8 protein-coding genes are annotated in these 13,585 nt (G+C 71.4%); 3 read left to right on the top strand and 5 right to left on the bottom strand.

Annotation, left to right across the window (positions count from 1 at the left end; all coding sequences use genetic code 11):
- Nucleotides 1-478: 478 nt before the first annotated feature.
- Nucleotides 479-1,027, bottom strand: a complete 549-nt coding sequence (locus GAS53_RS19980; RefSeq protein WP_151478983.1) for a MarR family winged helix-turn-helix transcriptional regulator — start codon at nucleotides 1,025-1,027, stop codon at nucleotides 479-481.
- 148 nt (nucleotides 1,028-1,175) lie between these two features.
- On the opposite strand from GAS53_RS19980, the gene GAS53_RS19975 reads away from it, so the two are divergent.
- The gene (locus tag GAS53_RS19975) at nucleotides 1,176-2,447 is read left to right on the top strand and encodes an MFS transporter (RefSeq protein WP_151478982.1); all 1,272 of its coding nucleotides are present in this window, start codon (nucleotides 1,176-1,178) and stop codon (nucleotides 2,445-2,447) included.
- Between the two features lie 90 nt (nucleotides 2,448-2,537).
- Here GAS53_RS19975 and GAS53_RS19970 read toward each other — a convergent pair whose 3' ends face one another.
- The 3 genes from GAS53_RS19970 to GAS53_RS19960 all read right to left on the bottom strand — a co-directional run bounded on the left by GAS53_RS19970 (nucleotide 2,538) and on the right by GAS53_RS19960 (nucleotide 6,613).
- Nucleotides 2,538-3,368 (bottom strand): class I SAM-dependent methyltransferase, encoded by an 831-nt coding sequence (locus GAS53_RS19970; RefSeq protein WP_225859005.1) that lies wholly within the window; start codon nucleotides 3,366-3,368, stop codon nucleotides 2,538-2,540.
- Nucleotides 3,369-3,474: 106 nt separating this feature from the next.
- Entirely contained in the window at nucleotides 3,475-5,124 is a 1,650-nt protein-coding gene (locus GAS53_RS19965; protein WP_151478981.1) for an ATP-binding SpoIIE family protein phosphatase, read from the bottom strand.
- Nucleotides 5,125-5,248: 124 nt separating this feature from the next.
- On the bottom strand, nucleotides 5,249-6,613 hold the full coding sequence (locus tag GAS53_RS19960; RefSeq protein ID WP_151478980.1) for an NAD(P)/FAD-dependent oxidoreductase: 1,365 nt from the start codon (nucleotides 6,611-6,613) through the stop codon (nucleotides 5,249-5,251).
- 378 nt (nucleotides 6,614-6,991) lie between these two features.
- On the opposite strand from GAS53_RS19960, the gene GAS53_RS19955 reads away from it, so the two are divergent.
- Together GAS53_RS19955 and GAS53_RS19950 are read left to right on the top strand one after the other, a co-directional pair.
- Nucleotides 6,992-7,771, top strand: a complete 780-nt coding sequence (locus GAS53_RS19955; RefSeq protein ID WP_151478979.1) for a TetR/AcrR family transcriptional regulator — start codon at nucleotides 6,992-6,994, stop codon at nucleotides 7,769-7,771.
- 366 nt (nucleotides 7,772-8,137) lie between these two features.
- The gene (locus GAS53_RS19950; protein WP_151478978.1) at nucleotides 8,138-10,054 is read left to right on the top strand and encodes a sigma-70 family RNA polymerase sigma factor; all 1,917 of its coding nucleotides are present in this window, start codon (nucleotides 8,138-8,140) and stop codon (nucleotides 10,052-10,054) included.
- A 39-nt stretch (nucleotides 10,055-10,093) separates the two neighbouring features.
- Here GAS53_RS19950 and GAS53_RS19945 read toward each other — a convergent pair whose 3' ends face one another.
- The gene (locus GAS53_RS19945; RefSeq protein WP_151478977.1) at nucleotides 10,094-13,546 is read right to left on the bottom strand and encodes a BTAD domain-containing putative transcriptional regulator; all 3,453 of its coding nucleotides are present in this window, start codon (nucleotides 13,544-13,546) and stop codon (nucleotides 10,094-10,096) included.
- Nucleotides 13,547-13,585: the final 39 nt, after the last annotated feature.

Raw genomic sequence — 13,585 nt, 5'->3', positions numbered from 1 at the left:
GACTCTCTCGCGGCTTTCCTCCGGGCGCTTCCCTTCGGTCTTGCGTTTCCGACTCTATCAGACCGTTTCCCGATCCGATTTCCTCGGCGCTTTCCGGCTTTTCGGCCTTCCAGCGGTGCTGACTCTATCAGATCCTTTCGGGCCTGACTCCCTGTCAACCGGGCTTGTCTTTGCGGCTGTTGGGCCGTTCCGACGTCCCAAACATTAGCGGATCCTCTCGGCAGTTCCTAATCGGAGCCAGCGAGCCCAAGTCGAATTGAATTCGGGCACGCCGAATTCAACCCCGTTGGGTGATCGTGCTGATGGTTTGGTGTGCCGCTTTCGCGGCGGAGGTGCTGTCGCAGAACCGTTACGGCTCCGTGGCAACCCGGAGAACTCTACGGATCCGCGAGGGGAGTGTCAAGTCTCCCCCGGGCGACCATCCGGCAAACCCGAGGATGCCGTCGGCCCCTGCGGAGGCCGAGCCCCAACTCAGGTGTCAGTCAAGGTCGGTGAGGCGCCCGCCGGCGTCCGGCTGGGCGTGCTCCACCCTCCGCAGCAGTCGGGTCAGCACCTCGCCGAGGACGCCGCGCTCCTCCGGGGAGAGGTCCTGGAGCAGGTCCTCCTCGAAGACGGTGGCGAGGCGCATGGCCTTCAGCCACTTCTCGCGGCCCTCCTTGGTGAGCTCGACGATGACGCGTACGCGGTTGGACTCGTCGCGTTCCCGGGTGACCAGGCCTTCGGCCACCATGCGGTCGATGCGGTGGGTCATCGCGGCCGGAGTGAGGCCCAGACGCTTGGCCAGGTCGCTCGGGCCCATGCGGTAGGGGGCGCCGGAGAGGACGAGGGCCTTGAGGACCTCCCACTCGGCGTTGCTGATGCCGAGGGTGGCGGTCTGGCGGCCGTACGCGACGTTCATACGGCGGTTCAGGCGGCCCAGTGCCGAGACGATCTTCTCGACCTGGGGGTCGAGGTCCTGGAACTCGCGCTGGTAGGCGGCGATCTGCTCTTCGAGCGTCGGCTCGCTGACGCCGGGAGTGTCACCCATGACCGCAGTATCGCACGGCCTCGCTTGGCGTTTAAGTCCTTCGAGATGTACTGTTTAGTTTCGAACTTTAGCTTCGAAGTCTTCACTCCTAACTCCTGAGGCAGGCGTAAGACTTCACTTACCAAAGCAGGTGAAAGTGACCAGGGCGATGGGCGCTGAGATGCGCCGGATCCATGTGGGCAACGCACTCAGCGCGTTCGGGCTCGGCTTTACCGTCCCGTACCTGTACGTCTATGTGGCGCAGGTGCGGGACCTCGGCGCTGTGACAGCGGGGCTCGTGCTCGCCGTCTTCGCCGTGGCCGCGCTCGTGGTGCTGCCGTTCGCCGGGCGGGCCATCGTCCGGCGTGGTCCGCTGCCGGTGCTGCTCGTCGCCCTGGTCACCGCCGCCGTCGGAGCGCTGAGCCTGGGGCTCGCGAGCAACTCGACGACCGTGCTGCTGTCAGCGGCCGCGCTCGGTGCCGGGCAGGCCGTGATGCAGCCGGCGCTCGCGACGATGATCGTGGACTGCTCGTCGGCCGAGACGCGGTCACGGGCCTTCGCCACGCAGTTCTTCCTGCAGAACCTCGGGCTCGGAGTCGGTGGCCTCATCGGCGGTCATCTCGTCGACGCGTCGCGAGCGAGCTCGTTCACTCTGCTGTTCTCGATCGAGGCGGCGATGTTCCTGCTGCTCGTCGTGATCATGTCGACCGTACGGATGCCCCGGGCGCCGCAGATCAAGGGCGCTCCGGCGCAGGCCAAGGGCAGCTGGAAGCAGCTGCTCGGCAACCGGGCCATGGTGCAGTTGTGTGTGCTGGGCTTTGTGCTGTTCTTCGCCTGCTACGGGCAGTTCGAGTCGGGGCTGAGCGCGTACGGCGTCGAGGCGGCGGGAATTTCCACGTCCGCGCTGGGGACGGCGCTCGCCGCGAACACGGCGATGATCGTGGTCGCGCAGTTCGCCGTGCTGAGGTTCGTCGAGCGGCGCAAGCGGTCCCGGGTGATCGGCGCTGTCGGGCTGATCTGGGCGTTCGCCTGGGTCATCGCCGGGTACGCGGGGCTCGGGCACGGCAGCCAGGCCATGGCTACGGCCGCGTTCGTGTCGACGTACGCGCTGTTCGGGCTCGGGGAGGCCATGCTGTCGCCGACCGTGGCGCCGCTGGTCGCTGATCTGGCGCCGAGTGGCATGGCGGGGCAGTACAACTCGGCCTTCGCGCTGGTGAAGCAGCTGGCCCTTGCGGTCGGTCCGGCGGTGGGCGGGCCGATGGGGGCCTCGCTGCACGCTCCGTACATCGTGACGTTCCTGCTGTTCTCGCTGGGCATCACGTATCTGGCGGTGCGGCTGGGGCGGCAGCTCACTCCCGTACAGAATCAGCCCTCGCTGGCGAAGAGCCGGGTTGTGGCGCGGGGCGGGGCTTCGGCGGATTCGGTTCAGACCGCGGCCTGAGAGGCGTACGGAACAGGCGCACGGCAGAGACGTACGACGGCCGCCACCACGGGATGTGGTGGCGGCCGTCGTGGGTTTCAGTCGTGTGTTTCAGCGGACTGCCGTGACCAGGGTGGACGTGAACGGGACGGTTGCTGTGCCGTCCGGGTTCGTGTGGTCGGTGAGGGTCTCTGTGACTGTCTCGGCCGCCTGGGTGAGGGCGTCCGGGCCGCCCGCGTCCTCGATGGCCTGGCCCCAAGGCATTGCGGAGAGGTGGCCGCGGGCGGAGTCGGCGAGCGAGGGCAGGGTGATGCCGAACGTGACGTCGCGGCTGACCACTTCGTGGAAGCCTGCCTCGGTGAGGACGGCCGTGAGGCGTTCGGCGGGGCAGGAGAAGGCCGTTTCGAACTGCGTCTCGGCCTCCCGGTTGCCGTACTCGGTGAGGGCGCGGTGCTGAGCCGCGAAGTACGGGTTGCGGTCCCAGGCGGCCCAGGCGGTGGCGGCGAACCGGCCGCCGGGGCGCAGGACCCTGGACGCCTCGCCGAGGGCCACGCGGAGGTCGGGAAAGAACTGGACGCCCTGCTGGCAGAGGACGGCGTCGAACGTGTCGTCGGCGTAGGGGAGCCGGTCGGCCGGGGCCAGGGTGAACTCGATGTCCGGGTACATGCGGGGTGCCCGGGCGGCGGCGATCTTGAGCATGGCCTCGTTGACGTCGGCGGCCGCGACATGGCCCGTGGGGCCGACCTGGGCGGCCGCCGCGCGGGCCACGAAGCCGGTGCCCGAGGCCAGGTCGAGGACCTGGTGGCCGGGGCACAGGTCCACGGCGTCCAGGATCGCCTCGACGAATGGCGCCATGATCGGTGCGCTGTACTCCTCGTAGCGCTCGGGAGCGCTGCCTTTGAGCTGAAAGCCCGTTTCGTCTGCCTTGGGTGAGCTAGCCATGGGTGAGCTACTAGCACCGTGGGGCGGATACGACCAGATGGCGCGCGGCAGGCGCCACTTCTGACACAGGCGCCCGCGACCGCTCAGCTCCTAAGTGGTGCGCGTCCTAGGTGGTGCGCGGAAGTGCGAACTCGCACCACACCGCCTTGCCGCCGCCCGGGGTGCGGCGGGAGCCCCAGTTCGAGGCGATGGTGGCGACGATCGAGATGCCGCGGCCGGACTCGTCTGCGGGTTCGGCGCGGCGGCGGCGTGGGAGGTGGTCGTCGCCGTCGGTGACCTCGACGATCAGGCGGCGGTCGGTGCGGCGGAGCCTGAGCCGCATGGGCGGGGTGCCGTGCTGGAGGGAGTTGGCGACGAGTTCGCTGGCGGCCAGGACTCCGAGGTCGTGCAGGTCGGGCGGGAAGCGCCAGCTGGTGAGGACGCCGGAGGCGAAGGCACGCGCGCGTGGGGCCGCTTCCACGCCGCCGAGCAGTTCCAGGGCGGCGTTGCGGAAGAGCTCGCTGTCTGGGCCCGTACGAGCCGGGTGCTGGAGGACGAGGACGGCCACGTCGTCGTCGTGGTCGGCCGTGACGCCGGCCGAGCGGACCAGGCGGTCGCAGACCACCTGGGGTGTGCCCGTGGCGCCGGCGAGGGCGCGCTCCAGGGAGGCGATGCCCTCGTCGAGGTCCTCGTCGCGGCGCTCGACCAGGCCGTCGGTGTAGAGCACGGCGGTGGAGCCCGGGCCGAGGGGAACCGAGCCGGAGGAGTGCATCCAGCCGCCGGTGCCGAGCGGGGGGCCGGTGGGTTCGTCGGCGCGCAGGACGGTGCCGCTCTCGTCGCGTACGAGGATCGGGAGGTGGCCGGCGGAGGCGTACACCAGCCGGCCCTCGTTCGGGTCGTGGACCGCGTACACACAGGTGGCGATCTGGTTGGCGTCGATCTCCATGGCGAGGCCGTCCAGGAGCTGGAGGACCTCGTGCGGGGGCAGGTCCAGGCGGGCGTACGCGCGGACGGCCGTGCGGAGCTGGCCCATGACTGCCGCCGCGCGGACGCCGCGGCCCATGACGTCGCCGATGACGAGGGCCGTGCGGCCGCCGCCGAGGGTGATCACGTCGTACCAGTCGCCGCCGACCGCGGTCTCCGTGCCGCCGGGCTGGTAGGTGGCGGCGACGCGCAGGTCGTCGGGTTCCTCGAGCTCCTGGGGCAGCAGGGATCGTTGGAGGGTGACGGCGGTCTCGCGCTGCTGGCGCTCGCTGGCGCGCAGCCGCTCGGCGGCCTCGGCGTGGTCGGTGACGTCCGCGGCGAAGATCAGTACGCCACCCCCTTCGGGGGTGGCCGAGACCTCGACAGGGGTGCACGTGAACGTGTACGAGCGGCCACCGGGTGCCTTGCGGGACTTGACCGTGCGCGGCTTGGAGCTGCGCAGGACCTGGTCGAGGAGCGGCAGGAGGCCGACTTCGGCCAGCTCGGGCAGCGCGTCGCGCGCGGGTTCGCCGGCCGGGCGGACGCCGAAGGCCGCCACATAGGCGTCGTTCACGTACGCGAGGCGGTGTTCCGGGCCGTGGACGAGGGCCACGAGGGCCGGGATGCGGTCGAGGACCTCGCGGACCGGCAACTCGTCGACGGCGGGCACGAGCGACGCCGCGTCGGTCAGCCGCTCGGCGCGTGCCGCGGGCACGGAGCCCTCCGAAGGGAGCGCCGTCGACGAACTGTCGGTCCGCGCTGCGGCGCGGCGCTGCGTTCCGGGGAGCCGGGCGCTCCAGCGCGTGAAGTTCACTGTGGGACAGGCCTCGTGGGATTGAAGGGCGAGCGGTCGGCCCGCCCATGGTCATGGACCAGTGTGTCCGACCGGACCGACATCCGTCAGACGCCGGTCCCTCCGGTGGAGTTCCTGGGTGCGGTCAGGACGACCCCTTCGGGTCCTGAGGAGGCTTTCCACCGGCCGCGAGTTCGAACTCCGCACGGGGATGTTCGAGCGAACCGAGGGAGACGATCTCCCTCTTGAAGAGCCCCGACAGGGTCCATTCGGCGAATACGCGGGCCTTGCGGTTGAAGGTGGGCACCCTGCTCAGGTGGTAGACGCGGTGCATGAACCAGGCAGGGTAGCCCTTCACCTTGCGTCCGTAGAGATACGCGACGCCTTTGTGCAGTCCCAGGGAGGCGACCGAGCCGACGTACTTGTGGGAGTACGTGTCCAGGGGCTCGCCGCGCAGGGAGTGGGCGATGTTGTCGGCGAGGACCTTGGCCTGGCGCACGGCGTGCTGGGCGTTGGGTGCCGTCTCCTTGCCGGGCTCGTCGGCGGTGACGTCGGGGACGGCCGCGGCGTCTCCCGCGGCCCACGCGCGCGTGACGCCGTCGATGGTCAGCTGGGGGGTGCACTTCAGGCGCCCGCGCCCGTTCAGCGGGAGGTCGGTGGCCGCGAGGATCGGGTGCGGTTTCACGCCGGCGGTCCACACGACCGTACGCGTCGGGAAGCGCGAGCCGTCGCTGAGGACGGCGACGCGGTCCGCACAGGACTCGAGGCGGGTCTCCAGGCGTACGTCGATGTTGCGGCGGCGCAGCTGGGTGACGGTGTACTTGCCCATCTCCTCGCCGACCTCGGGGAGGATGCGGTTCGAGGCCTCGACGAGGATCCACTTCATGTCGTCGGCCGTGACGTTGTGGTAGTAGCGCGCGGCGTAGCGGGCCATGTCCTCGAGTTCGCCGAGGGCCTCCACTCCGGCGTAGCCGCCGCCTACGAAGACGAAGGTCAGGGCGGCGTCGCGGATCGCGGGGTCGCGGGTGGAGGAGGCGATGTCCATCTGCTCGATGACGTGGTTGCGCAGGCCGATGGCCTCCTCGACGGTCTTGAAGCCGATGGCGTACTCGGCGAGGCCGGGGATCGGGAGGGTGCGCGAGATGGAGCCGGGGGCCAGCACGAGTTCGTCGTACGTGACCTGTTCGGGTCCGGTGCCCTCTTCCTCGGTGGCGAGGGTGGTGAGGGTCGCCTTGCGCTTGGCGTGGTCGATGGACGTGGCCTCGCCGATGACGACCCGGCACTGGTCGAGGACGCGGCGCAGGGGTACGACGACATGGCGTGGCGAAATAGAGCCCGCGGCGGCCTCGGGCAGGAACGGCTGATAGGTCATGTAGGGGTCTGGCGTGACCACGACGATTTCCACGTCTCCCCGCCTGAGCTCCGGTTTCAGCTTCCGCTGGAGACCCAGAGCGGTGTACATCCCGACGTAGCCGCCGCCGACAACGAGAATGCGCGCACGTTCCTTCACTCACCCATGACGCAACGGCTACGGGAGTTTGTCCACAGGCCCGTCAATTTGTGTGACCGGGCGCCTGAGACGCGCAGGGTTGGCCGATTTGCCGGAGTGCGGAGAAGGTTCGCAGGTCAGCGGGGGTAAGCGAGGTGGCGGTAGGGGGCGCAACCGGGACGTAACCGGCCCGTACTCCGATCGGGGGGCGCTCCGTGCGGAACCTGCCCCTTCTGAATTGACCCTCACTCAACTATGTTCGTGTGTCATCGGGGTGTAGGGGGATGCGCTCGACGGGTCCGTACGACGGGGTCGTACGGCGAAGGCTGTTCCGCTCGCTCCGGCTGTCAATGGCGGGGAGAGTCTCCGGGGGGAGACGTCATTACCGGGGGAACACGTATGCACATTCAGAACTCTCATTGGTCTTCCGCGTCTGCCATCGCAACGGGTGGCGCGGTCAGCGCGGCGGCGGGGAACGGACGCGCGGACGTATCGCGTTCGACGCCGCTGCGCGTGGACGCACAGCGCAATCTGGAGCACGTACTGCGCGCGGCACGCGAGGTCTTCGGCGAGCTGGGGTACGGCGCGCCGATGGAGGACGTGGCGCGGCGCGCGCGGGTCGGCGTCGGCACGGTGTACCGGCGCTTCCCGAGCAAGGACGTCCTGGTCCGGCGGATAGCCGAGGAGGAGACCTCCAGGCTGACCGACCAGGCGCGCTCCGCGCTCGGGCAGGAGGACGAGCCGTGGTCGGCGCTCTCGCGCTTCCTGCGGACGTCGGTGGCCTCGGGCGCCGGGCGGCTGCTGCCGCCGCAGGTGCTGCGGGTGGGAGTCGGCGACGACGGGTCCGAGGGCACGGTCCTCGACGAGGCGCGGGTGCCGCAGCAGCGGTCCCAGCCGGTCCCGCCCGAGCTGCGGCTCGTGGAGCAGCGGCCGGCGCCCATGCAGGAGACCGTGGCGGCCGAGGACGACGCGGGGGCGGCCCAGCTGCTCGAGGTCGTGGGCCAGCTCGTGGACCGGGCGCGCGCGGCGGGCGAGCTGCGGACGGACGTGACGGTGTCGGACGTGCTGCTGGTGATAGCCACGGCGGCGCCCTCGCTGCCGGATGCCGCGCAGCAGGCGGCGGCGTCGGCGCGGTTGCTGGACATCCTGCTGGAGGGGCTGCGGTCCCGTCCGGTGTGAGACGGGTCGCCTCCGGCGGGGTGGGCGGCGTCTCCGGTCGGGTGCGGGTGCCTCCGGCTGGGTGCGCGGTATCTCTGGCGGGTACACGGCGTCTTCGGCCGGGTGCGGGCGCCTCCGGCGGGGTGGGCGGCGTCTCCGGTCGGGTGCGGGTTCGTGGGGGCTGGTCGCGCAGTTCCCCGCGCCCCTTAGGGGCCCTTGCGTGAAAGCCGGTTGAGCCTTCCCCATCCGGGTGAACGCTAGTGCTCCGGTGCGGCAAATCCCCACGGACGAGTGGTTGTCCGTTCCTCCGGGTAACCGCGACGGGTCGCTGTGGCACGCTTTCCCGGTGTTCGGGTCCGGGTGTGCAGGCGGCGGGGGCTTTCCGCGATGAGCGTTGACGGGCGGGACGAGTCACTCGGTGACGGTGGCGCGGAGGCCGGCGGGCTGCCGTCGCGGCAGGTGCCGAGCCAGGGAGGGCCTCGGAAGGGTGCTTCGGCCGGAGCGCCTGAGGACGTACCGGTCAGAGGCCGCGGTCCGGAAGGCAGCGTTCCGCCACAACGCGAGCGGCGCGAGAGCCATGACAGCAGCGTGCTGCCGCCTCCGATCGAGCTTCCGCCGGCCGACACCGAGCTGATCGAGCGGATGCGCTCGGGCGACGACACGGCGTACGAGGAGCTGTACCGGCGCCACGCGGACGCGGTCCGCCGCTACGCGCGCACCTGCTGCCGGGACGCGCACACCGCGGACGACCTCACGGCCGAGGTCTTCGCCCGCATGCTCCAGGCCGTACGCGGCGGCAGCGGCCCCGAGCACGCCGTACGCGCCTATCTGCTGACGACCGTACGACGCGTCGCGGCGAACTGGACGAAGTCGGCGAAGCGGGAGCACCTCGTCGAGGACTTCGCCGTGTTCGCGGCGCAGGCCGCGCGCAGCTCCGAGGTGTCCGACGACGACACGTTGGATCTCGGCGCGGACGTACGGGCGATGCACGAGGCCGAGCAGTCGATGGCCATGCAGGCGTTCCGGTCGCTGCCGGAGCGGTGGCAGGCCGTGCTGTGGCACACCGAGGTCGAGGACGAGTCGCCGAGCGAGGTCGCCACGCTCTTCGGGCTCGACGCGAACGGCACGCGTGTGCTCGCCAGTCGGGCCCGTGAAGGCCTCAAGCAGGCGTATCTCCAGGCCCATGTGAGCACCACGCTCACCACGGACGAGGAGTGCGCGCGCTACGCCGACCGGCTCGGCGCGTACGCGCGCGGCGGGCTGCGCACCCGGGCCGAGCGCGGGCTGCGCAAGCACCTGGAGGAGTGCGCCAAGTGCCGGCTCGCCGCCGGTCAGATCAAGGAAGTCGCCAGCGGGATCCCCGCGGTCGTGCCGGTCGCCGTCATCGGCTGGTTCGGTGCCGCCGGGTACGCGAAGGCTGCCGCGCTCATCGCCGGAGGCACCGGCGCGGGTGCGGCCGGGGCCGCGGGAGCCGCCTCCGCGGCGGGCGGCAGCTCCGGAGGGGCCGGTGGCGGGGCCGCGGCCGAAGGGCTCGGCGCGCCCGCGAAGGCCGGAATCGCGGCGGGTGTCGTCGCGGTGGCCGCCGTCGCGGTGGCGCTCGCGCTGGTGGGCGACGACTCCCCGGCCAAGAAGCCCGTGGCCGAGCCGCCGCCGTCCCCGCCCGTCGTCGAACCGCGCGTACCGTCGCCGTCGCCGAAGCCGCCGGAGGCGGCGCCCGAGCCGCCGCCACCGGTGCCGGCGGCAGCGCCGAAACCGACTCCGACGCCGAGCCCCACGCCCACTCCGAAGCCCACACCCACCCCCAAGCCGACTCCCACTCCCACTCCGGAGCCCACGCCGACCCCGACGCCTCCTCCCCCGCCGCCTCCTCCGGCGGTCTACCAGTGGAACGAGCTGGAGTACGGCGTCACCGGCGACGGCACCAAGCCCGAGATGCGGCTCGGCGAGAGCAGTTGGGTCTGGCAGCGGTACGGCATGTCGATCGCCGACAAGCAGTACGCGAACGGTGTCACCGTGCACGGCATGTCCTCGGTCACCATCGATCTCAACCGCACGTGTTCCTCGTACGACGCGATGGTCGGTGTCGACGACATGACGATGGGGCTCGGTCAGGTGCGGTTCTCCGTGTTCGCCGACGGGGCCCGGATGTGGCAGTCAGGGCTGGTTCAGGGCGGACATGCCGCGGTGCCCGTGCATGTGGATCTGACGGGCAAGAAGACGATCCGCCTGGTCGTCGAGCCGCATTCGCCCTTCGACACGGCGGCGTTGGCGGACTGGGCCGATTCGCGGTTCCGGTGTCAGTGACGCGGGGCTTCGGTCGCGGGCGTGCTGGGCGTGCCGGTGTCAGCCCGTCCCTGTTCCTGTTCCTGTTCCCGTGCCTGTTCCTGTGCCCCTTCCCGTTCCGGTTTGCGTGACGGTGGCCGATGCCTCGGCGAGTTCCCGTACGACGTCGTCCGAGGTGAGCGCCGCGCCGGAGGACCACTCGGTGTCGTAGGCCCTGGGGCCCAGGTCGGACAGGGCTGCGGCCTCGACGCGCTCCAGTTCCAGGCGCTCGGGCAGTGGGCGGGGGTGGCCGTCGCGCCAGCGGGAAGAGGCGGCCAGGAGGCGAACCACGCGCGCGTGGTCGCCGATGTCGGCCAGCACTCCCGTCGCCTGCTCGGCCAGTGCGGCGAGGACCGCGTCGGCGCACCGCCCCGCCGCGGCCTCGCTCAGCGCGTCGGCCAGCTTGCGCAACCCCTGGACGGGGCCCGACTCGACCGCCGTGAGAACTGCGTCGATGCCGTTCAGCCAGGCGATGAACTGGGGCGGAGGCGTACCCCGGGTGGTCTCTGCCCGGGCCGCCTCGCACAGTTCGCGCGCACGGGTGAAGTCCCGGTCGTCGAGGGCCATTTGGGACCGCATGAGGAACACGAACGCCCGGGAGTCCGACACCGCGTACCGATCTGACGCCGCGGTCGCCTCGTCCAGGGCGGTGAGGGCCGCGGCCCGGTCGCCCGCACGGTAGGCGATCTCGCCGAGGCGCGCGATGAGGAACGGCGTCTCCGCGTACGCCCCCAGCTCGTGGGCGAGCCGCAGAGCCTCCTCGTACTCCCTTCTCGCCTCCTCGAAGCGGCCGCGGACCATGGCCGCCTCGCCGCCCGCGCTGCGCGTCTGGGCGAGCATCCAGCGGTCGCCCGTGCGCCGGGCGAAGGCACGCAGCTCCGCGATGTCCCCGTCGACGCCCTGCATGCCGCCGGGGGTGTCGACGATCACGTGTGTACGGAACAGGAGGGCCGTGCCGACCTCCCAGTCGCCGCCGTGCATCCGGCAGTTGGCCAGGGTCACGTCCATGTCGGACCGGATGTCGTTCGTGTCGCCGAGGATGAACGCGGTCAGCGGCCAGATGATGCCGGGGAAGGTCGCCGCGTCCGGGCCGCCCGCCGCCATCACGTCCCGCACGCGCGCGGTGTAGTCCCGCGTCCGCTCGTCCGTCGGCTGGTCAAGGCCCAGCTCCGCCATCAGGAAGAGATGCAGCAGGCGCAGCCTCGTACGGAGCCTGTGCAAGGGGTGCGCCTTCTCGGCCTCGGGGTCGGCGAGGTAGGTCTCGACGGGGTCGACGGAGTCGAGGCGGGGCAGGCCCTTCAGGGTGTGCTCCTTGCGGGAGGACCGGGAGGGCAGCGTGTCGAGTGCCGCCCCCAGGCGCAGGGCCTGGTCCACCCAGGCCGCACCCTCCCGGCGGAAGTTTCGCAGCCACCAGAACCAGCCCATGGCGAGGACCATGGCGCCCGTCTCCGGCTCGTCGGCTGCGAGGAGGCTGCGGTGGAGGGCGGCACGGATGTTGTCCATGTCGGTCTCCAGGCGGTGGATCCACGGCAGCTGGTCGGCGGACCTGAGGAGGGGGTCGGCCTGCTCCACCAGCGCGCGGACCCAGGCGCGGTGCCGGCGCTCGGCCTCGGCGCGCAGCTCGGGGGTCTCGGCGGCGCGCTCCGTGGCGTACTCGTGGATCGTCTCCAGCATGCGGTAGCGCATACCGCTGATCCCCCGCCGGCACGGCGCCGCGACGACCAGGGACTTGTCGACGAGCGCGCCGACGATCTCGGCCACGGGCCCGGTGCACACGGCCTCCGCGGCGTCCAGGTCCCAGCCGCCCGCGAAGACGGAGACCTCGCGCAGGACGGTCCGCTCGCGCTCGTCGAGCAGGTCCCAGGACCAGTCGACGACCGCGCGCAGGGTCTGCTGGCGGGGCAGCGCCGTGCGGTTTCCGGAGGTGAGGAGGCGGAAGCGGTCATCGAGGCGGTCGGCGATCTGGCGCGGGGTGAGCAGCCGCAGGCGGGCGGCGGCCAGCTCGATCGCCAGGGGCAGGCCGTCGAGGCGGCGACAGATCTCGTCGACGGCGCCGGGGTCGTGCGTCACGTCGGCGTCCGGGTGTGCCGCCGCCGCGCGCTCCATGAAGAGGCGGTGCGCCGGGTCGGGGAGGAGGGGCTCGACCGGGCGCACGGATTCGCCGGGTACGCCCAGAGGCTCACGGCTGGTGGCGAGGATCGTGAGTCCTGGGCAGTGGGTCAGGAGCGTCTCGGCGAGCTCGGCCGCGGCGTCGATGACATGTTCGCAGTTGTCAAGGATCAGGAGCTGGCTGCGCGGGGCGCAGTACTCGATGAGCAGGGCGACCGGGTCGTCCTGCTGCGTCGTCATCTCGTGGGTCATCAGCACGGTCTCGCGCAGACCGAGGGCGCTGACGACCGCGCCTGGCACCGCCTCCGGCCGGTCGAGCGGGGCGAGCTCGGCCAGCCACGCCTGTGGAAGTCCGGCGGCGGCTTCCTCGGCGAGGCGGGTCTTTCCGGATCCGCCCGGTCCGGTGAGGGTGACGAGGCGGGCCCTTCGCAATTCGGAACGGATGGCGTCGAGTTCGGGTTCCCGGCCCACGAAGGAATTCAGGCGGGGACGGATGTTGCCGGTGCGCTCGGCTCGTGACGGGGTCGTGTCCGCGTATGGGTTCGGGTGCGGCGTTGGGCTCGGACTCGGACTCGGACTCGGACTCGGACTGGGGCTGGGGCTCGGACTCGGACGCGGACTGGGGCTTGCACTCGGGCTCAGTGTGGGCTGTGGGGTCAGCAGTTCCGCGTGCAGGGCGCGTAGTTCCGGGCCCGGGTCCGTGCCAAGGCCGTCGGCCAGGGCTCGGCGGGCCGTCTCGTACGCGGCCAGGGCGTCGGCCGTGCGGCCCGTGTCGCGCAGGGCCCGGATGAGGAGGGCGTGCAGGGGTTCGTCGTACGGGTGGGTCTTGGTGAGTTCCTTCAGCTCCGGTACGGCGTCTTGGGCATGGCCGTTGCGGAGGTCAGCCTCCACGCGCGCGCGTGTGGCTTCTTGGTGGAGGGATTCCGGGCGTGTCGCGGCTGTGGTCCGATCGGGGAGGTCGGCCAGGGCCGGGCCTCGCCACAGGGCGAGTGCCTCTCGGAGGGTGCGGGCCGCGGTGGCCGGGGCCTCGTCCAGCTGCGCCCTGCCTTCTCGTACGAGGCGCTCGAAGACGAACAGGTCCACGTCCTCGGGGGTGGCGTTGAGGCGGTAGCCGCCCGGTTCCGAGGTGATCGCGTTCTTGCCGAGGGCTCGGCGTAGGCGGCCGACGAGGGCCTGGAGTGCGGCGGGGGCGTCGTGTGGCGGGTTGTCCGGCCAGACCTCGTCGATGAGGGTTTCCGTGGGTGTTGTACGGGTCGTCTTCAGGGCCAGTGCCGTCAGGAGTGCGCGGAGTCGGGGGCCGCCCAGGGGTACGTCGTTGCCCTGGGCGTCCGTTGCCTGGGTGACGCCCAGGATTCTGTACCGCACTGGGCCATTCTCGCCGGTGCGGTGGGCTGGGGCCGGGGT

It is taken from the genome of Streptomyces albicerus (assembly GCF_008905045.1).
Lineage (GTDB): Bacteria > Actinomycetota > Actinomycetes > Streptomycetales > Streptomycetaceae > Streptomyces > Streptomyces albicerus.
The sequence above is the reverse complement of the archived record's forward strand: the minus strand, read 5'-3'. Positions and strand labels throughout refer to the sequence as shown.

Bases quoted from the DNA above. Each gene is read 5' to 3' on its own strand.
- GAS53_RS19980 (WP_151478983.1), bottom strand. From the start codon at position 1,027: ATGGGTGACACTCCCGGCGTCAGCGAGCCGACGCTCGAAGAGCAGATC.
- GAS53_RS19955 (WP_151478979.1), top strand. From the start codon at position 6,992: ATGCACATTCAGAACTCTCATTGGTCTTCCGCGTCTGCCATCGCAACG.
- GAS53_RS19950 (WP_151478978.1), top strand. From the start codon at position 8,138: ATGAGCGTTGACGGGCGGGACGAGTCACTCGGTGACGGTGGCGCGGAG.
- GAS53_RS19975 (WP_151478982.1), top strand. From the start codon at position 1,176: ATGGGCGCTGAGATGCGCCGGATCCATGTGGGCAACGCACTCAGCGCG.
- GAS53_RS19970 (WP_225859005.1), bottom strand. From the start codon at position 3,368: ATGGCTAGCTCACCCAAGGCAGACGAAACGGGCTTTCAGCTCAAAGGC.